Source organism: Acidobacteriota bacterium, assembly GCA_018268895.1.
Taxonomy (GTDB): Bacteria; Acidobacteriota; Terriglobia; order Terriglobales; family Acidobacteriaceae; genus Edaphobacter.
Genome location: JAFDVP010000001.1, coordinates 622,189 through 647,459 on the forward strand (window position 1 = coordinate 622,189; position 25,271 = coordinate 647,459).

Below are 25,271 nucleotides of genomic sequence, written 5' to 3' on the forward strand. Positions count from 1 at the left end.
AACTTCGCGGTCATGATGCAGCGCTTTGTCCATAGTAAATGTCGGAAGCACTCCTGCAAAATGCCGTTTCCAGACAGGCGTGCCATTCGGATGACCGATGTACCTGTCCGGATTCCATCTTGCAGAGTCCAACCATCAGGCTGAGAGATGCAGCTTACAGTGGAAGAGTGGGTCTGCCGCAAAGCGAGGCGATATTGAAGGGCTGTACTGGTTTTCTGAAGATTACTCTGCTTGGTTGTTTCGTAACCGGTGCGCTTTCGGTCGGCGTTGAAGGCAAACAGCCCTCTGCGCCAGCCAGGTCTTCCTCAAAGACAAGGAAGCCGGCGGCCAAGACATCGGCCAAGACATCGTCGCACTCGGCGAAAGAGAAGTCTGTTGCCAGTCACTCGAAGGCTGCGGGAAAAAGGACAGCGGCATCGAGAGCGAGAAGGGCACCAAAGCCTACCCCGCAAAGTATCCGTTTGACGAGCGCTTTTCGCGCATCTGAGCAACTTCGGCCGATGGCGCAGCAACTTGCCGGCACGCGTTCGGCGGCCGCCTACGCTGGAGTGCAGTCCTATGCCAGCTCGCATCCAGGAGAAGGCGCTGCCGCCGCATGGCTCGCCATCGGTCATGCCTACATGCTTGATCGCCGCTACACCGAAGCGCAGTCGGCCTTCCGGCAGGCAAAGGCAAGCGGCACGGCGCTCGACGACTACGCCGACTATCTTGGCGCGCAGGCGGCACTCGCTGCGAACCGTGGATCCGATGCCTACGCTTTGCTCGACCGCTTCGCCCAACGCCACCCCGACAGTATCTTCGTTGCGAATGCTCCAGTTCTTCTTGCCTCGGCTTATATCCAGCAAAACAATCCACTGGGAGCGCTCGCCGTATTGCAGCCACTGGCCAGCACACAGATTGGCGGCCACAGCGACTTCCGATACATGCTCGGCCGTGCCTACCAGTTTGCGGGAGACGCAGGACATGCTGCTCCAATCTACCGCAGTATCTATGCAAAGTTTCCGCTAAGCACGGAAGCATCGCAGTCACGCGCTCAGTTGGATGCCATGTCCGTTCCTTTGAATGCCGCGGAGCTAAAAGCGCATGCAGACCAGCTTTTCAATGCTCGGCGTTATAGCGAAGCCGCGCAGGAATATCACTCCATCGCACGTAACGACCAGAGTCTCTCTCAGGCAGACCGGGATGCGTTGGCAATCTACTCCGCGGTTTGCGAAATGAAGCTCAAGCGCATTGGGCGCCGCGAAGTTGAGCGTCTGCCGGAGACGGCCGACGACACAGCCGCAGCCAAGCTCTATATGCTGGCGGAGATCTCTCGCAGCGAGAAGAAGGAGGATGAGCACACCGCCATCATCAGCCAGATGGTGAAACGTTTTCCAACCAGCCGCTGGCTCGAAGAGGCGCTCTACTCCGGCGGCAACATGTATCTGCTCAAGCACGATTCAGAGCGTGCGATCTATCACTACGAACTGCTGGTGCAGTTGTTCCCCACCAGTTCATACGCGCCCTCGGCCCACTGGCGTGCTGCGTGGATGAACTACCGTCTGAGGAACTATGCCCAGGCAGCGCGCCTGATGGACGAGCAGGTCGTCCGTTATGCCGCAGGAATCGAAGCCCCCTCGGCACTCTACTGGCGCGCGCGCATCTACGAGAACCAGGAACACAATCTTGGCCAGGCGGCAAACTACTACCGCGCTCTTTCATCTGCCTATGTGAACTACTACTACGGCGGACTTGCCCGCAAGCGTCTTGCGATCATTGGAACTCAGGCCCCCGCCGTCGCGCCATCAGAGGTCCTTGCTTCGGTTCGCCAGGTGGAGGTTCCTCCGCTCATCGGGGAGCTACCCGAGAATGAACCTCATCTCATCAAGGCACGTCTGCTGGCGAACGCCGCGCTGAACGAGTACATCGGGCCGGAGATTCAGGCCAGCCCAACTGCCGGCGAATGGGGTGCGCTCGCTCAGGCGCAGATTTACAACTCCTTCGGCGAGACGACCCGTGCTCTCCAGTCAATGAAGAAGAGCGGCATCTCGTTCTTTGCCATTCCTCTCAACCAGGTTCCTACAGCTTACTGGCAGATACTCTTTCCGCGTCCTTACTGGAGTGAACTGACGGCCAATGCTGAAAAGAATAGCCTCGACCCATACCTGGTCGCTTCGCTCATACGTCAGGAGTCGGAGTTCAACGCCGGTGCGGTCAGTCATGCCAACGCGTATGGCCTGATGCAGCTTCTGCCGTCGGTAGGCAAGTCTCTGGCCCACAAGCAGGGAATCAAGGGATTCAGCACTGGCCAGCTGCTTAACCCTTCCATCAATCTCCGCCTGGGAACGCTGAATCTGCGCCAGGTGCTTGATCGTTACAGCGGTCAGCAGGAGTACGCGCTCGCTGCCTACAACGCTGGTGACGTTCCGGTGCGGCAGTGGATGTCCTCAGGGGAATATCAGGACATCGCCGAGTACGTCGAATCGATTCCGTATACCGAGACGCGCGAGTACGTTCAGGCGATCTTGCGCAACCAGCAGATTTACCGGACCCTCTATGGTGGACGGTAAGCGGATGTCATAGAGACATTCCCGAGGGTTGATGTGAGCAGGTTGCTCAGTGGTCCCCATCATTTCTCTTGGAACCAATCTCGGAGCTTCCCAAAAAGCACAGTTGACACGCCGCTCAAATCGGATATGCTGTGCACCATAAGTAGTGCAGCCGTTCTTCCCCTCCACAAGGAGGGCTGTAGGTGTAGCAAATCGCAGTGCCTTGGCGCATATACACACGCCTGAACGCGAACGAAGTCATCCCGTAGGAATGCGCAGTCTCTGAAAGGGTATCTATGGTCGCTGAGTTGAGTCTTCTCGAAGAGTGGATCCCGGAGCAGATGGAGCCGGGTACGCTGTTTCTCCTGGAACAGGCCGGAGGTATTGGAAACGCGGACAACCCGTACTGGGCTGTACTTGCATGTCCAAAATGCGGCTCGCTGGGGTTGATTACGCGTCAACAATGCGCTGGACTGGAGACGATGATCTGCGGATCGGAGACTTGCTCAGCTGAGTATTACCTCTCCGATAAGACAATCTGTTACCGCAAACCGAGTTGATGAGCCGCAGCGTGACTCGTAGCGGTCCGCCGTACCTCAACAGACCGGAGCAATGCGTTAGCATGAAAGATAGCGAAAACGCTCAAGAGCATACTTGCCCGGATGGTGAAATCGGCAGACACAGCGGACTTAAAATCCGCAGACCTTAACCGGTCGTGGGGGTTCAAGTCCCCCTCCGGGCACCACAAAATAAAAGAGTTATGTCGATTTAGCCTCTCGAAATTTGAGAGGCTAAAATTGCTTGGTGGCTGTTTGATGGGTGTTGGTTTCTACAGGGCCCCGCCGTTTTCGACAGCCAAGAACGCATTGGAGGTTGATGACATCCCCGGATACCCAGAGGGTAGCCGAGGCCGGGCCGGAGTCAAGGCTGCGCTGAGGCGCGCCGGTTCGCGGTCGTAGAGCCATGACATGGGCCCTTGTGCCTTGGCAGAACCATGCCCACTATCCGCGAAAAGTCAAAAGTATGCATGGCTTCAATTTGCCGCACCTGCGCATCATTTGGCACGGCGCAATTCTTCTGAGAGCAGAATTGCGTCGGCAATCTCTCGCATCGATTTTCTACGCTGACGGCTTTCCTTGTGCATCATCTGGTAGGCCTCGTCTTCGCTGAGCGACAGGTCTCGCTGCAACACGCTTTTCGCTCGATCAACTGCTTTGCGTGTCTCAAGCCGATTGGCGAGTTGTGAGTTCTCCGTTTCCAGACGAGCGCGTTCAATCTCCGCTCCAACAAGATAGCCAAGGGTCGACAACAACCTTACCTCGTGTGTCGTGTGCTTGTACGATAGCCTGTGTTGCAGGTTGATAACGCCAACCACTCTACCGGCGCATATGATCGGGCTACACAGCATCGCTTCAAAATGGTCTTCGGGGATGTTTTTAAATGCCTTGAAGCGAGGATCGTTCGATGCGCCGGAGGCAAGAGCGACAGGCTGTCTATATTTGGCAACCCATCCCGTAACGCCCTGACCTATCTGGATTCCAACCTGGTCTACAAGATCTGCGTGCGGGTTTTTTGAAGCGCGCATGACAAGACTCTCTCCTTCGAGGACATAGATAAAGCAGGAATCACAGGGAATTACGTTCGATATAAAGGACACGATCCGGTCAAGCACCAGGTGAAGCGAATCCGCTGCTGCAATGCGGCTACTGATTTCGTGAAGAAAGTCGATTTGTTTGAGGCCATCGCGAAACCCGGCCATGGTGGGAGTTGAGGCCGCCACGCGTCGGACTTTTTTGGGCGCGTCGATATCTTCAGTGTCGAGAGTGTCGAGAGTGTCGGAGAGGACTCCTTCAATTTTCTTATTTCGTTTCTCCTCAAGCAGGCGACGGGAATATTGAGCCGCCTCATTGACCAAGAATCCCATCTTTGGACGCGAGGGTTCAAAGTCCGGTTGAATGCCATAATGCGCCAGTTCCTCAGAGGTCGTTGGTCCTATGGAGAGCACGACAGTTGATTGCAGGGCCTCTCGTAGTTGAGGCGCTACTCCCATCTGCTCGGCTATCTGGAACAGATGAATCACTTGTACTGCCGTCATAAACAGGACGACATCCACCATGCCATTGATCAGGCCCATGATCGATTCGCGCAGCGGTTGAAGATCTTCAGGAAGGGTCCATTGATAGACAGGAACCTTCACCAATTCTTCGCAGCGATTATTGAGTTCGGCGAGAAACTCTGGATTGGAAGCACCGTACTCCTGCACAGCGACTTTCATGGTGCTTAGCGCTTCACTAAATGTCGTGTTGATCGCGTGCAATAGTTCGCGCCAGGTGCTGGGATCCTCAGAGATGGCATGAACTGGAATCTTCAATTCACGAAGAGCTGTTGTTGGTTTCGCTCCTCTCGCAGCAATCTTAACTTTGCGCAGAGCCTGGAGGAATTCATCCTTGCCGACGCGTGTCTGTGCGATTTCAACCATGGCACGAACGCCGACGCCCGTCAGAAAGACGACGAGACCGAACTCGCCGCGTATCAATCTATTGGCAAATTCGATGGTCTCCTCATTCGAGTCCAGACCAATCTCACGCATGGCTGGCACGACGATCGCTTCGCCGCCGTAGGTGCGAATCAGCTTTTCGACCTCTTTCGCACGGCGAGACTCCAACGAAAGTACACGGAGTCCTTTGAAGCTTGCATGAGCCACGCTTCCTCCAGTCAAGTGTGATCGGGGTACTTCCTGCCGTGCCTTCGGCGGCAAACGCTCGACGTGGAGCTATGTCGGTAGGAGCTAGTTTGATTCTAGCCGCGAGATGGCTACAGAGCCAAGCCAAACCTCACTTGGCCGCTGGTCCACGAATGCAATTACCTAAAATGTAAGACGTCCAGTAAGAATCAGGCTGTGGTTATAGCTATGGTATCGAGAGGTCGCAATCTGCATGCCTGTGCCTAAGACTAGTCCGAGTCTGTCTTTCGGATCCTTGCGTAGCTTGATCTTGCTGACAATCAAGCCCGGCGTCAGGAAGACCTGATTTCTTCCGTCGTTAGGGCCGCCGTGGAAGAAACTTGCATTGGCCTCCAACTCTGGCCAGAGATATCTCCCAACCTTGTATTGCGCGACGCTGTTCCACAGAATGGTTCGCCCGATTGCAGGTACAGAGCTGGTTGGCAAAACTCCGCCAATTGCAGATTGAACGGCGAGCTTTCCGAATCCTTTCCCTCCTATAACGGTGGGTGTAATCGTCGAAACGGCTGTACCATTTTTATAGGCTCCTGTCGGGACAGAGAACGCCATCTGTACTGCCGTGGAATAGCTGCCGCCCTCACTTCTGGCAAACATTCTGTACTTTGCAACGACTGAGAAATCACCCGTACCGTCTTTAACCTTCGGCGTGTTGTGCTGAATATAGGCGGGTAGATTGATGTCGAACTCGGTTCGCGCAAAGGGGATCAGATTGATTCCTTTGCCGTTGCCATAATTCCAGGTCTCAGTACGTGTCGAGGTGTATTGGTGCACGAAATCGGCGCGAGCAAGCTGCACAATCACGGACGACGGAGCGACTACTGGCACCGGCCACGCCGGTTGTCTTGCTGAGGTTGCACGCACGCGGTCCTCCCATGTCTTGAAGAAGCCTGTCTGAGCGGAAGCAAACGAATGCGCAATCCACAAAAATAGAGTGAGCTTAACTGCCGTTTTCGTCATTGTGTTCTCCCGAGATATTTGAGAGGTTCTCTTTTGCATGCGACTGCAGCAGATCACTTTAGAGCGATGCGTTTTGCCCTATGCGCACGCCATAGCGTTGGTTTCGCGGGGAACCATTGCTCTCGCCATGGGCGTAGTCCGCACGTGTGGATTGCTGCTATCTGCAAAAAGAGAATGTCGATTGAGCGACAGAGTCCGCCCACAGGTGGTGGGTACTGGGCCACGCGCCGCGTCTCATGACACATCAAGGTGTCAAAATTGTGAAGAGAAGTTGTTGTATCGTGCCACGGCTGACGGCTTCTAGCAAGCTCCTTTTACGGAGAGATTGATTTTTACTTGCAGTGTCGCCGATTTGTCGCTACTATCAATCCAACGCCACCGACGGCGCTAACCTGAAGCAGCGGCGCACCTCCTGTTGTGTGCCGGCAGCTCAAAACCTCGACAAATTATCTACAAGCTCCTTGAAGAGCCCTGATTGCCAAAGTGCGGCTTTACGCCGTGATGCTTTCTGGTCTACGCACTGTTGTTTCCAAAACACAGCGCGCTGTTGATTGATTGCTCCGCCAGCAGACGCGGGCTTGAGCAAACCTCTCAAGGAGTCGGTCATGGGTGACAGTGTAACGGTCAATCCGAGCGAGTTTACCGCTGAACAGAAAGAATACCTTCAGGGCTTCTTTACCTCGGTAGCACAACGCGGGTTCAATCCATTCGCTGGTCACACCTCGAATGGGCTCATTACGGCGGACGCCGCTTCCTGTCTGCCTAACCTGGCGGCGGTGGAGGCCGAGCCTTGCTGGTTCGGAACACCGGTCTCTGACCTTGCCAGAGAAGAGCGTTGGAAGTACGAGCAGGATCCCTTCGCAATATGGGACAAGGTTCTTGAATACAGCAACCGGAACCAGCCTCCATCTGACGATGATCGCTTCCGTCTCAAGTATCTTGGGCTGTTCCACGTTGCTCCCGCGCAGGACTCTTTTATGCTCCGGCTCAGAGTTCCGGGAGGAATTCTCTATGCGCATCAACTTCGCGGTCTTGCGCAGCTCACCGAGAGTTACGGCTCTGGCCGCGTCGATCTCACGACACGCAGCAATCTTCAGATTCGCGAGTTTAAGCCCAGGGACATTGTCCGGGTCTTAAACCGAGTTCAGACCCTTGGCCTGACCTCGCACGGATCTGGCGCAGACAATATCCGCAACGTCACAGCCTCGCCTTTGACGGGGCTTGATCCTCATGAGCTGATCGATGTCGCTCCCTTGGCGGAAGCCATGCAGTCTTACATCACAAACACCCCTGAGATGTACGACCTGCCAAGGAAGTTCAATATCGCATTCGACAACGGCGGGTCAATCTCAACGCTTGCCGACACCAACGATATCGGCTTCATGGCCGTGCGTGTCGTAGAAGGTCGCAGCGTTCCGGCTGGGGTTTATTTCCGCGTAATGCTGTGTGGCATCACGGGCCATCGCCAATTCGCCACCGATTGCGGATTGCTGCTGAGGCCTGAAGAGACAGTGGCCGTAGCTGCCGCAATGGTGCGGGTATTCGTGCGACATGGAGATCGTACTGATCGTAAGAAAGCCCGGCTCAAATATCTGGTAGATCAGTGGGGCGTTGATCGATTTATCGAAGAGACGGAGAGCAATCTCGCTTTCCCACTCATCCGGGTTGAAGCTTCGGAGTGCGAACCGCGCCACACCATACATCGCACAGCCCATCTCGGGATTCATACTCAATCGCAATCCGGATTGCACTACATGGGCGTGTGTGTTCCTGTCGGTCACCTTCCTGCTACGCAGGTGCGCTCGCTTGCAGATATTGCGGAACGCTTCGGCACGGGTGAACTTCGCCTGACCGTATGGCAGAACGTGATCATCCCAAACATTACTGCGGGGCAGTTGGATGCAGCCAGACAAGCCCTTGTCGATACAGGACTAAGCTACGAGGCGACAACCGTGTTGAGTGGAACCGTTGCCTGTACAGGAAACCAGGGATGCCGTTTCGCAGCGGCAGATACAAAGAGTCATGCCGTGTTGCTTGCCAGGCATCTGGATGAGCGCTTTCCTATGCTCGATCAACCAGTCAATCTTCACGTTACCGGGTGTTCTCATTCCTGCGCACAGCATTACATCGGCGACATAGGTTTGATGGGCATAAAGGTCTCGGGCGAAGAAGGATACCAGGTCATCATTGGCGGCGGAGCAGACGGCGATCAGGGGATCGGCCGTGAGCTGATCTCTTCCATTCGGTTTACCGATCTGAAGCCGAAACTGGATAACCTGTTTTCTCAATACGTCTTGCATCGAACATCCAACGAGACATTTCTCCAGTTCACGCGGCGCTACGACATCACCACACTGCAATCGTTCTGCAATCGGGAGATCGCTTAGATATGTCAGCCATCCCATTCATTCCTGATAACGCCCCTTTTTCACCGGAACAACGGAATTGGCTCAACGGCTTTCTTGCAGGCATCTTCGCCAATGCGCCTGTTCGCCCCGCGGCAGATCCACCCCGCTCACTGAAGATTGCGGTTCTCTATGCGTCGCAGTCGGGAACGGCGGAGGGGCTTGCCCGCAAGATAGCGAAAGAACTGAAAGCCAATGGGCACGTAGCATCGCTCACCTCACTTGAGGGCTATACTCCCGCCACGTTGCTTACGGAAAGGTATGCAATCTTCATTGCGAGCACCTACGGTGACGGCGAAGCTCCAGACGCAGTGCGCCCGTTTTATGAGCAACTATGTCTCCAGCACTTCCCCTGTTGCGAGAACCTCTCCTTTGCGGTGTTGGCCCTGGGCGATTCCAACTATGAGCACTTCTGCAAGTTTGGTATCGATCTCGACAATAAACTGGCAGCCCTGGCCGGAACGCGCATCTGTGAGCGCGTCGACTGCGATGTCGATCTCGACGAGAGCTTTGCACGCTGGAAGTCGGCGCTCTTCGAAAGCCTGGACGATGTTGTCTCCGTTGGCCCCGCACGCTCCGCTCCATCGACTTCAATAGCCAGCGCGTCCCAGGCGCGATCCGGGCTTGAGGAGGCCTCGGTACACACTCGCGAAAACCCCTACATTGCGCCGCTCATCGAAAAGCGGCCGCTCACCAGCGATGTCTCGAGCAAGCTGACTCTTCACATTGCTTTCGACATTGGCGGTTCAAATGTCCGGTATGAGGCAGGAGACGCCTGCGGAGTGATCGCGCAAAATGATCGACGCCTCGTTGATGAGCTGCTCCACACGCTTAATTTCAGCAATACAGTCTCCGTGCCGCTTCCGAAAGGTGGCTCGACGACGTTGTTCGATGCGCTTCTCAATCATCTTCAAATCACTCGATTGACTCGCAAGATGATCGAGTCTTATGCGACCATCGGCGACTGCCAACATCTGTTCGGGCTCCTCGTTCCCGAACAGCAGGCGCATCTCGAAAAGTACACCTACGACCGGGGCCTGATCGACCTTCTGCATGATTACCCAGGTGTGCTTCGCGATCCAGCAGATCTCGTCGCGATGTTACCTCGTCTTGCTCCGCGTCTGTATTCCATCTCATCCAGTCCATCTGCGCATGCTGGTGAGATACATACAACGGTGTCGGTTGTACGCTATCGTTCTCACAACCGTGAGCGTGGTGGCGTCTGCTCAACACTCCTTGCTGACAGAACCGGAACCGGCGAGACGCTTCCGGTATACATCCACCCTAATAGGCGCTTCCGTCTTCCGTCTGACTCAAATGCTTCGATCATCATGATCGGCCCGGGGACCGGAGTCGCCCCATTTCGCTCCTTTCTTCATGAGCGCCGAGCGTTGGGTCACGTAGGTAAAAACTGGCTGTTCTTCGGCGAGCGCTCTGTCGCTACTGATTTTCTTTATTGCGACGAACTGGAATCGATGCGCAGCGATGGCCACCTGACGCATCTGGATCTGGCTTTTTCACGCGACCAGGAACGCAAGATCTATGTGCAGGACCGCATGCGTGAGCAAGAGAAGGAACTGTTCCGTTGGCTACAGGATGGAGCAAGTGTTTATGTCTGCGGAGACGCATCGCGTATGGCGAAGGATGTCGATGCCGCTCTTCACGAGGTCATTCAATCCCAAGGCGGTATGAGTCTGGATGCGGCCAACGAATATGTCCAGCAGATGAAAGACGAGCACCGTTATAACCGCGACGTCTACTAAAAGCGCAAGCCTCATCAGTGAGGAGACTATGTCACTTCCACTCCACGAACTCGCAAGCTCCGATGCCATGAGCCCGATCGTGCGTCTGACGGAGAATGGGGTTGAGTTCTTTCCGTCGGGGAAAAGCGGTTCTGAGAATAGAACATCTCTCATCCCCGATCGCGCGCTATTGCCGGGTGAACAGTACCGTTTTCATTTCGACATGACGAAATGTATTGGTTGCCGGTCGTGCGAGATTGCGTGCAACGAACAGAACGGCAATCCCGCAAGCTTACGCTGGCGGCGCATCGGTGAGATAGAAGGCGGTACATGGCCAGATACCAACCGCCACTATCTTTCCATGGGGTGCAATCACTGCCTCTCGGCGGACTGCGTGCGCGGCTGCCCTGTCGATGCTTATAAGAAAGACCCGATCACCGGAATCGTGCTCCACTCTGCTGAAGCCTGCATCGGCTGCCAGTATTGCGTGTGGAACTGCCCGTACTCAGTGCCTCAGTTCAATCCCGAACGCGGCATTGTTGGCAAATGCGATATGTGCCACGGCCGGTTGACCTCTGGTCTTGAGCCGGCATGCGTCAATTCGTGTCCCGAAAATGCAATTGAAATTGAGATTGTGGATCAGCTCGAATGGCGCAGCGACTACGCCGCGGCAAACGCGCCCGGCATGCCCGATGCTGGACATACGATCTCCACCACGCGCATTACTTTGCCGCCCGATACGGCTGCAACCCTTGAGAGAGTCGATATCGAGACGTTGCGCGCCGAGCATCCACATTGGTCCCTTGTCTGGATGACGTCTCTAATTCAGCTATCCGCTGGAACTCTTGCCGCAGCTCTGCTCTCGCGCCAGACCGATCCGGCTGCGTTGACGGGTATTCTTGCGCTCACTGCATTCACGTTAAACGTCTCCGTCCTTCATCTGGGACGTCCGGCATACGCCTGGCGCGCTCTCAAAATGTGGAGACGCTCCTGGCTCTCGCGAGAAGTACTCCTCTTCGGACTGTTCTTTGCTGCGCTCGCGTCTCTCACAGCCGTTGCATGGCTTACGGCGATACATGTTTCTTATCCGCTGCAGGTCGTACTACGGCTACTGCAAAACATCACGCCAATTCTGGGTGCAGCAGGCATACTGGCGAGCGCACGTATCTATCTTGTTCCTGCTCGGCCAGCCTGGAATATGCAGCACACGCCGATCGATTTTCTACTGAGTTCCGCTGTTCTTGGTTGTGCTGCGGCGCCTGTGCTCAATCAAATTACTCTTGCTATTCATCGACTCCCGCTTTTCAATTCAACTTCTTCGATCAGCGAGTTCCGTGAAGCCTCCATTTGGCCGCTGATCCTTACCTCTGGGCTATGGATGGCGAATCAAATTGTTCGCGCGATCGGTCTCTATAAGTCTGGAATTTATGAGCGGCGAGCGTCAGCGGCGTTGCTCAACACCCACAGCTTGCGTGGGACATTCCTGGTCGGCTTTGCGTTTATTGGCCTTGCAGTTTTGATGATGCTGGTTGGTCAGCCCATATTTGCTTTGTCGGCGGCGTTCGCAGGCGTTGTCACGTCGCGCTATCTCTTTTTCGTCTCCGTCGTTCCACTCAACATGGCCCTAACCTTCGTCAGGCAGGTACATGTATGAGCGGAACTTCGATACTCAAAAGGGCTAAGCGGCTTATAGGGATTGACACTCAGGCGGAGAAATATGCTTACGCTCAGGATCCCGTCTATGGCTACATCTCTGAGTCGCGGGTAGCGGAACGGTGGGTGAAGACCACCTGCGGTTATTGTTCGGTGGGCTGCGGAATGCTTGTTGGTGTTCGGGACAACAAGGCAGTTGCCGTGCGAGGCAACCATGATCATCCGGTGAATGCAGGTAAACTCTGCCCGAAAGGCCTTTCGGAGCACCACATCCTCGATGCACCTGGTCGTGCGCGCCAGCCTCTGCTGCGTAAAGACGGAGTGTTGACGCCGGTGTCGTGGGACGAAGCGCTCGACACCATGGTTACTCGCATACGACAGATTCAGGAGCGTTATGACAACGAATCCCTTGGCGTCGTCGGCACCGGCCAGCTATTGACTGAAGAGTGCTACACGCTGGGTAAGCTGGTTCAACTCGGTTTTCGGACGCGGAACAACGATGGCAACACCACTCTCTGCATGGCTTCAGCTGTCTCCGGATATAAGTTGTCCTTTGGCTCTGACGGTCCACCGGGGTCTTACGCAGATATGCAGTTGGCCGATGTCATACTGCTTATAGGCGCGAACATTGCAGACAACCACCCTATCCTCTGCCATCGTGTCGATCGAGCATCTCCAGGAACGAAGCCTCGCACATTGATTGTCGTTGATCCACGCGTTACAAAAACGGCGATGATGTCGGACATTCACCTGGCAATCAAGCCACGGTCCGACATAGCGCTGCTCAATGGCATCGCTCATATTCTTATTCGCGAAGATATCATCGACCACGATTACATCCGGCAACACACAACCGGATTTCAAGAGTTTGCTGAGTTCGTCTCGACCTTTACACCATCCTACGTAGCTTCCGTCACAGGACTTGAGGAAACGCGGCTTATTGAAGTCGCTTTGTTATACGGGCGAGCGCGTGCAGCGTTTATCGGTTGGACGATGGGAGTCAATCATTCAACCCAGGGGTCCGTCACGGTCGCAGCGATCAATAACCTTGCGCTCATTACAGGAAACATCGGTCGCACAGGCGCTGCGCCTTTCTCGATTACGGGGCAATGCAACGCCATGGGTACGCGCGAGTCGGGTTTTACAGCGTCGTTACCCGGTTATCGTAAATTCGATAGTGCCGTAGACAGAGCAGACCTCGCACGTATCTGGAACATTGATGTGGATCGCATTCCGTCGAGCCGTGGCCTTGCCTATCCTGACATTATTGAGGCTGCTGTACAGGGACGCATTAAAGCTCTCTGGTTTGTCGCAACCAATCCCGCAGTATCCTTCCCAAACTACAAGCTACTCGAACACGCTCTACGCTCCGTCGAGTTTCTGGTTGTGCAGGACGGCTTCCATCCCACCCCGACCAGTGAATTCGCTCATCTCGTCCTGCCTGCGGCCATCTGGGGTGAAAAAGAGGGCACGTATACCAATTCAGAGCGGCGTGTCTCGAAGGTGAATGCGGTTGTCTCTCCACCAGGAGAAGCGCGTCCAGACTTCGATATCTTTCTCGATATTGCAGCGCGTCTTGGCGTGAAAGAAGAACTCTACCCCGGCTGGAGCACGACGCATGATGCGTTTCTCGAATGGCAAAGCGTCTCTGCCGGACGGATGTGCGATTATTCGAAGTTCACGTGGCAACAAATCGAGGATGAAAATGGCTTGCAATGGGGCGGGCCGTCACTGTATCGCGATGGCGTCTTCGCTACGGATGATGGACGCGCGCGCATCCACTGCGTCCCCTGCGATCCCTTCGCGGAGCAGCCGGATACCAACTTCGAGTTCATCCTTAACACAGGGCGCACGGTGGAGCATTGGCACACTCGAACGAAGACAGCAGAGGTGGAGCTGCTGAACGACATGGTCCCCAATGCATGGCTGGAGATGAATCCCGCCGACGCGAACCGGCTCAACCTGAGGCCGCATGATCGCGTGACCATCCGCAGCCGTCGGGGGGCTGTCTCCGACCTTGAGCTTCGTATCACGGGTATCGTCGCCCCGGGGCAGGTGTTCATGCCCTTTCATTTCGCTGAGACCAACTCAAACATCGTTACGCTTGGTGCGTTCGACCCGATCTCCCGCGAGCCGAATTTTAAGCAATGTGCTGTAAACATCGAGCGCACCCCGATCCGCAATCGGCGCACGGTTGCCGCGCGCCACTAGTTGTCGTTCTGAACCCATAGCAAAAGAATCTACAAGGAGACTGCAAGCTCATGTCAAACTTCAAGGCATTCCTTAGGTCAGGGCATCCGCCAACGTTATTCAGCGCATTTCTCTACTTCGATTTTTCATTTGCGGTCTGGGTTCTCAACGGAGCCATGGGTCCCTTCATCTCCGAACAGTTTCACCTTACGCCTGCGCAGATCGGACTGATGGTTTCGATTCCGACACTTGCCGGTGCGCTTATGCGCTTTCCGCTGGGCGTTCTTTCACAATACATCGGGCGTAAGAACGCGGCTATCGTCGAGATGTCCGCTATCGCCCTTGCTCTCGTATACGGGTTTCTGTTCGTTAGAACATTTCACGACGTCCTCGCCATGGGAGTGTTGTTGGGAATCGCAGGAGCGAGTTTCGGCGTAGCGCTATCGCTTGGTTCAGGATGGTTCCCAAAACAGTACAAAGGGCTCGCAATGGGGATCGCTGGGGCAGGGAACAGTGGAACGGCCCTAGCAGCCTTGCTCGCTCCAAGACTTGCCCAACACTATGGCTGGCATAACGTGTATGGCTTTGCCGCAATTACGATGCTGCTTCCGTTGATCGTGATGATCGTCTTTGCCAAAGAGCCGCCCGATGTGGAGCATCAAACTCTCCGTCAGCACCTCTCCTGCCTCTGGGAAAAGGATGGGTGGGCCTTCAACTTCATCTATGTCATCACCTTTGGAGGCTTCCTCGGACTGGCGACATTTCTGCCATCGTTCTACTACTCGCAGTTTCATGTCTCTAAAGTTCAGGCCGGTACACTCACTGTTCTCGCTACTCTCACCGGCTCCCTCACACGCGTTGCAGGAGGGTTCTTTGCCGATCGTTTCGGCGGCATCACAACGCTGTCCGTAGTCTTCCTTATCGCGATCGCGGGCTTTTTAGGATTTCTGGCATCTCCCTCTCTCGTCGCGACGACGCTGCTATTTATGTTGTGCTTTGCAGCCCTTGGCGCAGGGAATGGAGCGACATTCCAGCTTGTGCCCCTTCGCTGGCCTCTGACCACGGCAGTCGCCGGCGGCATGATCGGTGAAATCGGTGCACTTGGCGGAGGTATTCTCCCCAACCTGCTCGGGCAGGCAAAGCAACATACAGGCTCCTATTCGGCTGGCTTTTTCGTGTATGCCATCTTTGCGCTCTGCGTTCTTGTGATGATGAGAGTCGTCTCAGAAACCTGGACTCGGACATGGGCAGGCGCCGGAGGCCGTGCTCGTATTCACGCCACCGAGTCGATGCCCGGGGCATTAGGGAGCGACACTGGCCTGCCTGCACTTGAGTTATAGCATCGAGTGCAGGAAAGTACGCCTATCCGGTTGCCGTTACGGACAGTTGTGCACGGCAACCACTAACAATGATGTTGAATAGATGGTGGACGCGGAAGGAATCGAACCTTCAACCTGTCGATTAAGAGTCGAATGCTCTGCCAGTTGAGCTACGCGTCCAGGCCTGTTGCAACCTCGGGGAAGAGGAGCGCTGATTGAGAGCCATTCTGATTTGAACAGGCTGCGATCAATCAACTTATTAAGAATAGCATAGCCTGCGGCATTTGGGCACGCCGCAGGCTCCCATTTTCAGCCTACAAAATCCACATTCGCGCGATGCGGAATCAAGCCACGGTCATAACCCATGTCCAGCAGCTTCCGAATAGCCTCACGTCCGTCTTCTCCATAGTTGAGCGTGCGCTCATTGACGTACATGCCGACGAAGCGGTTAGCCAGGTTTGGGTCGAGATCGCGCGCAAACTGCATGGCATAGGCCAGTGCCTCATCGCGGTGATCGAGGGCGTGCTGAATGCTGTCACGAAGCGCATTGGTCGCCATCACCATCGTCTCTTCGCCAAGCGAACGCCGAATTGCATTGCCGCCCAGCGGCAGTGGGAGTCCAGTCTGCTCGCGCCACCACTGCCCAAGGTCCAGCAGCTTAATAAGGCCGTCATTGGCGTAGGTCAACTGGCCCTCGTGAATAATCAACCCGGCGTCAAATTCACCTGAGCTGACGGCGGAGATGATCTTGTCGAATGGCACCACGGTGGTCTCGACCTCAGGCGCAAACAGCTTCAGGGTAAGAAACGCCGTCGTCAATGTGCCTGGAACTGCAATGCGGGTCTTCTTCGCTTCGGCCAGGGTTAGCTTGGGGCTGGCGACGATCATCGGACCGTAGCCTTCGCCCACGCTGCCACCACAGGCCATCAGCGTGTACTTATCCTGCAGATAAGGGTAGGCATGGAAGGAGATGGCCGTGACATCGTAGAAGGCTTCGTTGATGGCCTTGTGATTCAGTGTTTCGATATCGGTCAGCACATGGGTGAACTTGTATCCCGGAACGCGGACCTTGTTCGTAGCCAGTCCGTAGAACATAAAAGCGTCATCGGAGTCGGGGCTATGGGCGATGCTGATCTCTTGTATAGCAGTCTGTGCGGCATTCATGTTGCAGATAATCCTCTACGTGTTTTGGAGCGATAGACAACATGCCGGAGCAGCTCCGGCCATCAGACACTGGCGAATTGATTCAAGCGCGCCGCAGACGATCGAGGGCGCTGAAGATCCCAGCCGCAGCCGCAACCTTGACGGCATTGCCTGGAAGGAAAGGGGTGACGGCCATATGAAACACGGGCAGCGGTCCCAGATGACGATACTGGGCGAGCCACGTAGCGCCGAAGGCGAATAGAACGATGCTTGCAAAGGTGCAGGCCAGCGCCGCCCGGGCGAATCCGTTCTGGATTCGCAGCGACCGGGCTCCCCATCCAGCGATTGCAGCCACAAACGGGTACGAGAGCAGAAATCCTCCGGTGGGCCCGAGGATCTGAGCGACTCCTCCCAACCCCTGTGGCGTGAAGACCGGCATCCCCATGGCACCCTCAGCCAGGTAAAGCGCCAGTGCGCCAAAGCCGGCAACAGGACCCAACGCCAGACCTACCAGAAGCACAGCGAAGTCCTGCATCGAGAGCGGAACCGGCGTAAAAGGCAATGGCACTGCAATATGTGCGCAGGCTGCGATAAACGCAGTCGCCGCGACCATCAGCACGATACGGCCGGGAAGTGTCTGGATAAACGAACGGTCAGTGCTTTGCGATAGGCCCTGGGGCGATGAAAGTGTGGTTTGCATAGGAGGAGAAGTCCTTTCGCTAAGAGCGTTTTCTTGTAGCAGACCTGCTGCCTGAGGCTGCGCGTACTGGGCGTGATGGATGCGGGTCCGAAAGATCGCCGTAGTCCTTATTGAAGTAGTCCCAATCCACGCGGTTGCCGGCGAACTGCGCGCGCTGGGAGTGGACTGGTTGCGGCGATTTGCGTTTGCCTGCAACCGGTTCTTCGGCAGCCGGGTGAATCTCAACCGACTGTGAGGGAGCGTTCCAGGCTTTTTTCGCTGTAATGCCCTGTACCGTCTGGTGCGGGACCTGCCGAGGAGGGCGCGCGGAGCCGTACTCCGTCGCGGCGTAAAGGTGCTGGGTAAAGCTTGGTTCAGGAGGAGCTGTAACCGCGCTCCGCCGTTGCCCGGCCCGCACATGGCGAACGATCACGATAGCAGTGCCCGCCAGGGCGAAAAAACAGATGACCGAGATGACGAAGAGAATCAGCACCATCAGAAGAATATCAAGGAGCAAAGACTTTCGCGCATCTTATTCCAGCGCCTGTTCTCTAGAGGTCGCATCTGAAGGCCCAATCCGCTAAATAGCCACCGGACGCAGAGATAGCCTGCTATCCAGTACCAAACAGGTACGTGGCGCTCTTCTGGTAGTTTTCCACTTGACGCGCTTTGCCACGAACTTTTGTACTCAATAAACATGGGTGGTTCAGCCACAAAAATCGTCAGCACGGCGAAGTCTGGCCTTATGAGGGGTCTCTTCGGTCGCGTCCAATCCGGCTGGCGAAAGGCGGTGACCGTAGCCGTAGCCGCTCTGGCCATTGGTCTTGGATACCATGTGATCTTTGGTCAAAATGGCCTGACCGCCTATGAGCAGAAGCGTCATGATTCCCGGGTGCTCGAAGATCAGGCAAAGAGCCTCCAGCGAGAGAACGAGCTTCTGAAGGGACACGTCGAGCGTCTGCAAAACGATCCCAATGCCATTGAGCATCAGGCCCGGGAAGAGCTGCACTACACCCGCCCAGGCGAGGTCATCTACACTTTGCCTGCGACAACGCCCTCCGCGCCTGGTAGCCCATTCAAAAAATAAGCTGCCTGCACGTCTTTAGCAGAGACGTGAAGGTAGGGACTTCCAGCTTGGCGTCCTTAACGAAAGGAGCAGGATTGAAGTTCGATACCGAAAAAGCCACTCCCCGAGAGGTCTATAACCTTCTGATCGGGCTCGTTGCACCTCGCCCCATTGCGTTGGTGACAAGTCTGAACGAGGAAGGCATGCTCAATGCCGCGCCCTTCAGCGCATACAACTACCTCTGCACCGATCCTCCGATCGTCGGGCTCGGCGTGATGAACCGGCCTGCGGAACATTTTGTCCCAAAGGACACAGCGCGCAACATTCGTCGTACCGGTGAGTTCGTTGTCAATGTGGTGACCGAGGATATTGCGCAGCAGATGAACATCTGCGCGACAGACTTCCCATCCGATATTTCCGAGATCGATATGGCGGGTTTTTCCACCGCGCCCTCGGCCGTGGTCATGGTTCCACGCATCGCCCAGGCCCACGCCGCGCTCGAGTGTCGCGAGCATACGACGATGGAGATTGGCCGTTCGCGCATCATTCTTGGCCGCGTCGTTTCCATTTATATAGAGGACAGATTTATCGACGCTGCCGGTCCATATATACGCGCAGACGAGCTTCATGCCATCGGAAGAATGAACGGCCTGGGCAACTATGTGCGGACACGCGACAGCTTCATGAATATCCCCCGCATCTCCTACGAGGAATGGAAGAAGAACCACTCCTCATAGGAGGCTAGGACAGGTATTGCTTCAGCCAGGGGTCGGTGCTGCCGACAAGCTCATGGATCGTTCCATCGAAGACAACCCTGCCCTCGTTCAGCACAAGAAACTTCGTTCCTTCATCCACACCATTGCCCGGGATGCGTTCCATCGTCCCCTTTTCCGGGTCATACCGGTTCATGGCAAGCGTAAAGGCGTCCTGCAGGCGGTGTGTAATCAGCAACGAGGTTGTGTGGTTCACATCCCGCTCTTTCATGACGAGTTCGATGATGGTGGTCGAAGTAATCGGGTCCAGCCCGCCGGTCGGCGAGTCGTAAAGAATCAGGTCCGGTTCTGAGACAATCGCGCGCGCAATCGAGACGCGGCGGCGCATTCCTCCCGATAGCTCAGGCGGAAACTTGGCGATAGCCTGTTCAAGTTCGACAAACTTCAATGCCTCTACAACTCGCGTGTGGATCTCATCCGGCGGCACCTGCTCTTCATGAAGCCGATACGCTACGTTGTCCTCGACCGAGAGAGAGTCGAAGAGCGCCGATTCCTGAAACACCATGCCAATGCGCCCGCGCAGCTTATAGAGGTCGCGCTCCGGCATTCGGGTAATGTTCTCGCCAAAGATACGGATCGTACCCGAGTCCGGACGGATCAAGCCATTGGCCAGCTTCATCAGCACCGACTTTCCCCCGCCTGCCGGGCCAAGGATGATCCGTGTCTCGCCATGCTGTACCGAAAACGATATGTCCTTCAGGACTGGCTTCAGGTCGAAAGCGATCGAGACGTCCTCGAAGACGACAACGGGTCCCTTCTCGACAGGTTGGCCCTGTTGAACAGCATCGCGGGGAAGAAGCTCCTGAGACATCGGGTCTGTCCTTACCTGCCGAAGATACCGATCATGCCACGGCTCACGAGGAAGTCGACGATGATGATAAAGATGGAAGAGACGACGACGGCCTGTGTCGTCGATCTGCCTACCCCCTGCGTTCCGCCCTTGGTGTTCATACCGAAGTAGCACCCCACCGTTGCAACAATAAAGGCGGAGAACAACGGCTTCGTCAACCCTTGCACAATGTCGGCATATTGCAGCGCGCGATACGAACTGCTGAAGTAGGTGGAGGCATTCATCCCGAGCATCGTTACGCTGATAAGAGCGCCGCCGGCGATTCCAACGGCGTCAGCGATGATCGTGAGAAAGAAGAGCATGATGATCGTCGCATACAACCGCGGCGTTACCAGTTTGCGAACCGGGTCGGTGCCGAGTGCGCGCATGGCGTCAATCTGCTCGGTGACCTTCATGGAGCCCAGCTCCGAAGCCATGCCTGACGCATTCCGTCCCGCCAGCATGAGGCCCGTCAGTACTGGGCCCAGCTCCTTCACCATCGCAAGGGCCACCAGGTTGCCGGTCATGCTGACTGCGCCAAAGGTCTTGAGCGAGGTGGCCGATTGCAGCGCCAGAACTGAGCCGGTGAAGAAGCCTGTCAGGGCAATGGTCGGCAGCGAGCCGACACCGATCAGGTCCATCTGCGTGAAGATGTCGGGCCAGTATCTTGGCCGCGAGAACAGATTGGCGATGGCCTGCCACGACAGGATGGAGTAGTCCTGGACGGCTCCGATCTTCTGCTTGGCAAACTCTTCTGGAGACAGGAGGGGCATCTTATCTGTGGCTCAGACTATCAGATGCGGGCACCCACAGGGAGTGTGCATCTTGTTGATTGTCTTCGCGCTGGAAGATAGGAATGTACGCCGCAAGGTGAGAAAATAGTACAGATGGCATCCCGGATGACAGCAGCGGTTCTGTACGGTAGCGAAGATCTTCGCCTTGAACAGGTCGAGACCCCCAGGGCCTCCGCTGGCGAGCTTGTGGTGCGCGTAGGCGCGGCCTTGACCTGTGGCACGGACCTCAAGGTCTATCGTCGCGGCTACCACGCGATGATGCTCACCCCACCCATCCCCTTCGGCCATGAGCTTGCCGGGGTGGTGACCGAAGTTGGCGAAGGAGTGACGAAGTTCCACGAAGGCGATCGCGTCGTTGCTCTGAACTCCGCTCCCTGCGATGTCTGCTACTTCTGCCGGCACGGCCAGCAAAACCTGTGTGAAGACCTGCTCTTCAACAACGGGGCCTATGCCGATTACATCCGCATCCCGGCGCGCATCGTCGAAAAGAACACCCTGAAGGTCCCGGGCCACATTCCATTTGAATTTGCTGCACTGGCCGAGCCGCTGGCGTGCGTCGTCCGCGGCCTGGAGGAGACTGCTGCCCAACCTGGCGACACGATGGTCGTCATCGGTGCCGGGCCGATCGGGCTGATGTTCATGCACGTCGCCGAGCTTGCGGGCGTGCGAGTGATTGCGGTTGTCAAACGCGACGACCAGGTGGCTGCGGCGAAGCTCTTTGGCGCCGGCGAGGTTGTACAGGTTGGTGCCGTGAAAGATGTCATCGCTGCGACGCGCGCTCTGACGCCGGAAGGGCGCGGGGCGGACTCCGTGATTGAAGCCGTAGCAACCCCGGCAACCTGGGAATGGGCCGTGGATATGGTCCGCAAAGGCGGCGTCGTAAACTTCTTCGGCGGGCCGCCGAGCGGGACCAGGGTGCAGCTCGACACCAACCGTTTGCACTACGGCGATATCACGCTCAAGGCCAGCTTTCATCACACGCCTGCCACCTGCCGCACGGCGTTCGACCTGATCGCCAGCGGCCGCTTCAAGTGTGCGGAGGCGATTACAGACCGCGTCAGGCTCGACCAGGTGCCGGACGTCTTTGCCCGCATGATGACGCGCAGCGGAGGCTCTCGCGACATCAAGACCGCCGTCTTCCCGGAGGACGCGCCCCGGTGAGCGAACTGAGCACAAGCGAGCACGCGCTGCTCGGCGCGCCGCACCAGTACCTGACACCGCTTGAGCGGCCTTCACTCGGTGAAGCGCAGGCATGGTGCGCTCAACTGACGCGCAGCCACTACGAGAACTTCCACGTGGCCACTTTCTTTCTGCCTGAGAAGGTTCGCCCCCACTTTGAGAGCATCTATGCCTACTGCCGTGTGGCCGACGATCTGGGCGACGAGGTCGCCGACCCGGCCGTTGCAACGCGCCTGCTCGACGCCTGGGGTTCGATGCTCGATGAGTGCTATGACACCCCCGAGCGCTCCATGCACCCAGTCTTTGTCGCGTTGCATGAGAGCGTCGTCACCTGCGGCCTGCCGCGTCAGCTCTTTCACGACCTGCTGATCGCCTTTCGCCTGGACCAGGTGAAGACCGAATACCAGACATGGGACGAGTTGCTTGAGTACTCGCACTACTCGGCCAATCCTGTCGGGCGGCTCGTCCTCTGGGTCTGCGGATACAGGGACGAGAACATTGCGCTGCTCTCAGACAAAGTCTGCACAGCATTGCAGCTAGCCAACTTCTGGCAGGATGTCGTCGAAGACAAGGAGCGCGGCCGGCGCTACATCCCCGAGGAATCGATGGCTCGCTTCAATGTCGATGAAGGCCAGATTGAGGGCCGCGTCTTTACGCCGGAGTTCGGCGCAATGGTGAAGGACCTCGTGGAGCGGACGCGTGCCATGCTTCACGAGGGCGGCGAGATCAGCCGCCGCGTCGACCGCGAGCTTGGCGTGACGCTCAACCTCTTTCGCAAGGGAGGCGATGCGATTCTCGACGGCATCGTTGCGCAGAGCTACGACGTGTTGCGCGGAAGGCCGGTCGTCTCAAAGGTGAAGAAGCTGCTGCTGCTGGGCGGCTCGGTGATCGAAAAGATGCGGATCGTCACTGTGGGGAAGAAACGGTGACAGTTACCGAGGCATACACAATCTGCCGCGAGATTGCGAAGCGCGAGGCAAAGAACTTCTACTACGCCTTTCGCGTTCTTCCACGCCATAAGAGCGACGCCATGTGTGCGATCTACGCCTTCATGCGGCGCGCCGACGACATCGCAGACGACGAATCGCTCCCGATCGAGCAACGTCGCTCCACGATGGCTCAATGGGTCGGGCAATGGCGCGCTGCTCGCTCCGGTGGGCCGACAGAAGATGCAGTGTTTCTTGCACTGAACGACACGCAGCGCAGATTCGAGATTCCCGACATGCTGTTGGAAGAACTGGTGCAGGGAACCACGATGGATCTCGAACCTGTTATTGTCTCTCCGCAGGTGGAGGCTGGCGGTGTTCAAACCTTCGCGACCTTCGACGATCTCTACCGTTACTGCTACCTTGTCGCATCGGTTGTCGGCCTGGTTTGCATCCGTGTGTTTGGCTACACCGACCCCTCAGCAGAAAAACTTGCAGAGGAGACAGGCATCGCCTTTCAGCTCACCAACATTTTGCGTGACGTGAAAGAGGATGCTGAACGCGGCCGTCTGTATCTACCATTGGATATGCTGGCGCAGTTCCAGGTGTCGGAAGACCGCATTCATACCCTGGTTGCGGGCGCGCCGATGGAGGCCCGCGAACGAAGTCTGCTTGGCGAACTTGGCAACCGCGCCGAATACTACTATCGATCGGCCGATAAGCTGCTGCCATTGATCGACGCAGACAGCCGTGCCGCGTTATGGGTGCTGGTGACGATCTATCACGGCCTGCTCAGAAAGATCGAACGCCGCGGCTTTGAAGTATTCGAGCAGCGCATCAGCGTTCCGGCCTCGAAGAAGCTCGGCATTCTTGTGCAGGGTGCGGCGCGATCGCTCGGCAACAGGGTGCTGTCATGACTGCCGTGAGCAACACCGCCCAGAGCCAGAATCCGGACGTCATCGTCGCGGGCGCGGGTGTCGCCGGACTCGCCGCCGCCGTGGCACTGTCAAAGGCTGGAGCCCGAGTCATCCTTCTCGAGCGGCGGCCCTACATTGGCGGTCGCGCCTACTCCTACGATCACCCCGCGCTCGAGGAGACCATCGACTCGCAGCACGTCATCGTCGGCTGCTGCACCAACCTGGTCGACCTCGCGCAACAGGCAGGAATGACCGACACCATTCGCTGGTACGACGAGCTTACGTTCATCGAGTCGAACGGCGATCGCAGTTTGCTGAAGCCAGGTCCGTTGCCAGCTCCGATGCACCAGGCGCTCAGCTTTCTTAGAGCGCCGATGCTGAGCCTCGCAGATAAAACTACGGTCGCGTCGGGCTTGCTGCGGTTCCTGCGTGGCTATCCGCAGGATGATGCGGAGAGCTTTGCGTCGTGGCTGAAACGCACGGGACAGACGGAGCGCGCGATCAGGCACTTCTGGGAGCCGGTTGTTGTCGGCGCGCTCAACGACAACTTCGAGAGCTGTTCGGTGAAGTATGCGGGTAAGGTCTTTCACGAGTCCTTCCTCCGCTCGCCGCAGGCGGGGAGACTCGGCATCCCCGCTGCCCCGCTGACCGAGTTCCTTTCGCCTATAGCCACGCTGGCCGAGAGCAGCGGCGTCGACATTCGTCTGAAGTGCGGCGTCGAGTCGATCGCCCAAACCGGCGACGGCGGCTGGGTCGTTCGATCTGGCGGCGGCGACTATCGGGCGGATTCGCTCGTTCTCGCCACAGACTTTCGCCAGACACACTCGCTGCTCGCGGCGCTGCCTTCCTCCGAAGAGGCGAAGCGGCAGCGCCAGGCCGGCTTCGAGCGCTTTATCCCTTCACCCATCACGACCATCCACCTCTGGTACGACCGCGACGTCGTCGGGCTCGACCACGCCGTCCTGCTTGATACGCGCATCCAGTGGGTGTTCACGAAGTCGCGCATCCGCCGCTGGCCGGCCGAGCGCGGAAGCTACCAGGAGCTGGTCATCAGTGCTTCGTGGGCGGAGCTTGAGATGGGCAGGGAAGAGATCCTCTCCGCGGCCCTGCGTGAGTTTGAGAACTTTTTTCCGGCGGCTCGTGAGGCGAAGCTGGTGAAGAGCGGCGTGCTGAAGGAGGCGCGGGCGACGTTTTCGGTCACTCCTGGCCTCGACCGCTTCCGTCCGCAGCAGAAGACGCAGTGGCCGAGACTCTATCTTGCCGGTGACTGGACGGCTACGGAGTGGCCCTCGACGATGGAGGGAGCAGTTCGCAGCGGGCGTCTGGCTGCGGGTGAGGTTGTGGGTGACCGCCAGCGCTTTATGGCTCCAGAGCTTCCTGCTACCGGACTGATGAAGTTCTTCTGAGCCTACCCCTCCCTATTTTCGC

The 25,271-nt window shown here is 56.8% G+C and carries 19 protein-coding genes and 2 tRNA genes; 13 read left to right on the forward strand and 8 right to left on the reverse strand.

The features are described from left to right. The first annotated feature begins 38 nt into the window (after window positions 1–38). Both JSS95_02705 and JSS95_02710 read left to right on the forward strand, forming a co-directional pair. A complete protein-coding gene (locus JSS95_02705) occupies window positions 39–2,549 on the forward strand; it encodes a transglycosylase SLT domain-containing protein (GenBank protein ID MBS1798716.1) in 2,511 nt (836 codons plus the stop codon). Between the two features lie 635 nt (window positions 2,550–3,184). After that, window positions 3,185–3,273, forward strand: a tRNA-Leu gene (locus tag JSS95_02710). A 309-nt stretch (window positions 3,274–3,582) separates the two neighbouring features. Here JSS95_02710 and JSS95_02715 read toward each other — a convergent pair. Together JSS95_02715 and JSS95_02720 are read right to left on the reverse strand one after the other, a co-directional pair. Next, window positions 3,583–5,232 carry a uroporphyrinogen-III synthase gene (locus JSS95_02715; protein ID MBS1798717.1) on the reverse strand — a complete coding sequence of 550 codons (1,650 nt, stop codon included), beginning with the start codon at window positions 5,230–5,232 and terminating at the stop codon, window positions 3,583–3,585. A gap of 162 nt (window positions 5,233–5,394) precedes the next feature. After that, the gene (locus JSS95_02720) at window positions 5,395–6,228 is read right to left on the reverse strand and encodes a hypothetical protein (protein MBS1798718.1); all 834 of its coding nucleotides are present in this window, start codon (window positions 6,226–6,228) and stop codon (window positions 5,395–5,397) included. 605 nt (window positions 6,229–6,833) lie between these two features. Between JSS95_02720 and JSS95_02725 the strand changes: the two genes are divergently transcribed. Genes JSS95_02725 through JSS95_02745 form a run of 5 tightly spaced genes read left to right on the forward strand, consistent with a single transcriptional unit; the run spans window position 6,834 to window position 15,558 of the window. After that, entirely contained in the window at window positions 6,834–8,615 is a 1,782-nt protein-coding gene (locus tag JSS95_02725) for a NirA family protein (GenBank protein MBS1798719.1), read from the forward strand. 2 nt (window positions 8,616–8,617) lie between these two features. Next, window positions 8,618–10,396, forward strand: a complete 1,779-nt coding sequence (locus JSS95_02730; GenBank protein ID MBS1798720.1) for a sulfite reductase flavoprotein subunit alpha — start codon at window positions 8,618–8,620, stop codon at window positions 10,394–10,396. 28 nt (window positions 10,397–10,424) lie between these two features. Further along, window positions 10,425–12,029, forward strand: a complete 1,605-nt coding sequence (locus JSS95_02735) for a dimethyl sulfoxide reductase anchor subunit (GenBank protein ID MBS1798721.1) — start codon at window positions 10,425–10,427, stop codon at window positions 12,027–12,029. Continuing rightward, window positions 12,026–14,239: a molybdopterin-dependent oxidoreductase gene (locus JSS95_02740; GenBank protein MBS1798722.1), complete on the forward strand. Its 2,214-nt coding sequence runs from the start codon at window positions 12,026–12,028 to the stop codon at window positions 14,237–14,239. Before JSS95_02735 ends, JSS95_02740 begins: the two co-directional genes overlap by 4 nt. Window positions 14,240–14,289: 50 nt before the next feature. Continuing rightward, complete coding sequence (locus tag JSS95_02745; GenBank protein ID MBS1798723.1) at window positions 14,290–15,558, forward strand: NarK/NasA family nitrate transporter; 1,269 nt, start codon at window positions 14,290–14,292, stop codon at window positions 15,556–15,558. An 83-nt stretch (window positions 15,559–15,641) separates the two neighbouring features. Here the strand turns inward: JSS95_02745 and JSS95_02750 are convergent. The 4 genes from JSS95_02750 to JSS95_02765 form a co-directional block, all read right to left on the reverse strand. After that, window positions 15,642–15,717 (reverse strand) — tRNA-Lys (locus tag JSS95_02750). A gap of 129 nt (window positions 15,718–15,846) precedes the next feature. Further along, window positions 15,847–16,701: an ABC transporter substrate-binding protein gene (locus JSS95_02755; GenBank protein MBS1798724.1), complete on the reverse strand. Its 855-nt coding sequence runs from the start codon at window positions 16,699–16,701 to the stop codon at window positions 15,847–15,849. 82 nt (window positions 16,702–16,783) lie between these two features. Then, window positions 16,784–17,380 carry a biotin transporter BioY gene (locus JSS95_02760; protein MBS1798725.1) on the reverse strand — a complete coding sequence of 199 codons (597 nt, stop codon included), beginning with the start codon at window positions 17,378–17,380 and terminating at the stop codon, window positions 16,784–16,786. Window positions 17,381–17,399: 19 nt separating this feature from the next. Further along, entirely contained in the window at window positions 17,400–17,876 is a 477-nt protein-coding gene (locus JSS95_02765) for a hypothetical protein (protein ID MBS1798726.1), read from the reverse strand. A gap of 180 nt (window positions 17,877–18,056) precedes the next feature. On the opposite strand from JSS95_02765, the gene JSS95_02770 reads away from it, so the two are divergent. Then, complete coding sequence (locus JSS95_02770; GenBank protein MBS1798727.1) at window positions 18,057–18,446, forward strand: septum formation initiator family protein; 390 nt, start codon at window positions 18,057–18,059, stop codon at window positions 18,444–18,446. Between the two features lie 74 nt (window positions 18,447–18,520). Further along, the gene (locus tag JSS95_02775) at window positions 18,521–19,162 is read left to right on the forward strand and encodes a flavin reductase family protein (protein MBS1798728.1); all 642 of its coding nucleotides are present in this window, start codon (window positions 18,521–18,523) and stop codon (window positions 19,160–19,162) included. A gap of 4 nt (window positions 19,163–19,166) precedes the next feature. Here the strand turns inward: JSS95_02775 and JSS95_02780 are convergent, their stop codons facing one another. Both JSS95_02780 and JSS95_02785 read right to left on the reverse strand, forming a co-directional pair. Then, window positions 19,167–20,009: an ATP-binding cassette domain-containing protein gene (locus tag JSS95_02780; protein MBS1798729.1), complete on the reverse strand. Its 843-nt coding sequence runs from the start codon at window positions 20,007–20,009 to the stop codon at window positions 19,167–19,169. Between the two features lie 11 nt (window positions 20,010–20,020). After that, complete coding sequence (locus JSS95_02785; GenBank protein MBS1798730.1) at window positions 20,021–20,800, reverse strand: ABC transporter permease; 780 nt, start codon at window positions 20,798–20,800, stop codon at window positions 20,021–20,023. Between the two features lie 114 nt (window positions 20,801–20,914). Here JSS95_02785 and JSS95_02790 point away from each other — a divergent pair, with 114 nt between their 5' ends. Genes JSS95_02790 through JSS95_02805 form a run of 4 tightly spaced genes read left to right on the forward strand, consistent with a single transcriptional unit; the run spans window position 20,915 to window position 25,249 of the window. Next, complete coding sequence (locus JSS95_02790) at window positions 20,915–21,982, forward strand: alcohol dehydrogenase catalytic domain-containing protein (GenBank protein ID MBS1798731.1); 1,068 nt, start codon at window positions 20,915–20,917, stop codon at window positions 21,980–21,982. Then, window positions 21,979–22,929 carry a squalene synthase HpnC gene (gene hpnC, locus JSS95_02795; GenBank protein ID MBS1798732.1) on the forward strand — a complete coding sequence of 317 codons (951 nt, stop codon included), beginning with the start codon at window positions 21,979–21,981 and terminating at the stop codon, window positions 22,927–22,929. Before JSS95_02790 ends, hpnC begins: the two co-directional genes overlap by 4 nt. Beyond that, entirely contained in the window at window positions 22,926–23,843 is a 918-nt protein-coding gene (locus JSS95_02800; protein MBS1798733.1) for a phytoene/squalene synthase family protein, read from the forward strand. Before hpnC ends, JSS95_02800 begins: the two co-directional genes overlap by 4 nt. Beyond that, on the forward strand, window positions 23,840–25,249 hold the full coding sequence (locus JSS95_02805; GenBank protein MBS1798734.1) for an FAD-dependent oxidoreductase: 1,410 nt from the start codon (window positions 23,840–23,842) through the stop codon (window positions 25,247–25,249). Before JSS95_02800 ends, JSS95_02805 begins: the two co-directional genes overlap by 4 nt. Window positions 25,250–25,271 lie beyond the last annotated feature (22 nt).

Bases quoted from the DNA above. Each gene is read 5' to 3' on its own strand.
- JSS95_02740 (MBS1798722.1), top strand. From the start codon at position 12,026: ATGAGCGGAACTTCGATACTCAAAAGGGCTAAGCGGCTTATAGGGATT.
- JSS95_02780 (MBS1798729.1), bottom strand. From the start codon at position 20,009: ATGTCTCAGGAGCTTCTTCCCCGCGATGCTGTTCAACAGGGCCAACCT.
- JSS95_02725 (MBS1798719.1), top strand. From the start codon at position 6,834: ATGGGTGACAGTGTAACGGTCAATCCGAGCGAGTTTACCGCTGAACAG.
- JSS95_02705 (MBS1798716.1), top strand. From the start codon at position 39: ATGTCGGAAGCACTCCTGCAAAATGCCGTTTCCAGACAGGCGTGCCAT.
- JSS95_02785 (MBS1798730.1), bottom strand. From the start codon at position 20,800: ATGCCCCTCCTGTCTCCAGAAGAGTTTGCCAAGCAGAAGATCGGAGCC.
- JSS95_02745 (MBS1798723.1), top strand. From the start codon at position 14,290: ATGTCAAACTTCAAGGCATTCCTTAGGTCAGGGCATCCGCCAACGTTA.
- JSS95_02720 (MBS1798718.1), bottom strand. From the start codon at position 6,228: ATGACGAAAACGGCAGTTAAGCTCACTCTATTTTTGTGGATTGCGCAT.
- JSS95_02755 (MBS1798724.1), bottom strand. From the start codon at position 16,701: ATGAATGCCGCACAGACTGCTATACAAGAGATCAGCATCGCCCATAGC.
- JSS95_02790 (MBS1798731.1), top strand. From the start codon at position 20,915: ATGGCATCCCGGATGACAGCAGCGGTTCTGTACGGTAGCGAAGATCTT.
- JSS95_02805 (MBS1798734.1), top strand. From the start codon at position 23,840: ATGACTGCCGTGAGCAACACCGCCCAGAGCCAGAATCCGGACGTCATC.
- JSS95_02735 (MBS1798721.1), top strand. From the start codon at position 10,425: ATGTCACTTCCACTCCACGAACTCGCAAGCTCCGATGCCATGAGCCCG.
- JSS95_02760 (MBS1798725.1), bottom strand. From the start codon at position 17,380: ATGCAAACCACACTTTCATCGCCCCAGGGCCTATCGCAAAGCACTGAC.
- JSS95_02770 (MBS1798727.1), top strand. From the start codon at position 18,057: ATGGGTGGTTCAGCCACAAAAATCGTCAGCACGGCGAAGTCTGGCCTT.
- JSS95_02730 (MBS1798720.1), top strand. From the start codon at position 8,618: ATGTCAGCCATCCCATTCATTCCTGATAACGCCCCTTTTTCACCGGAA.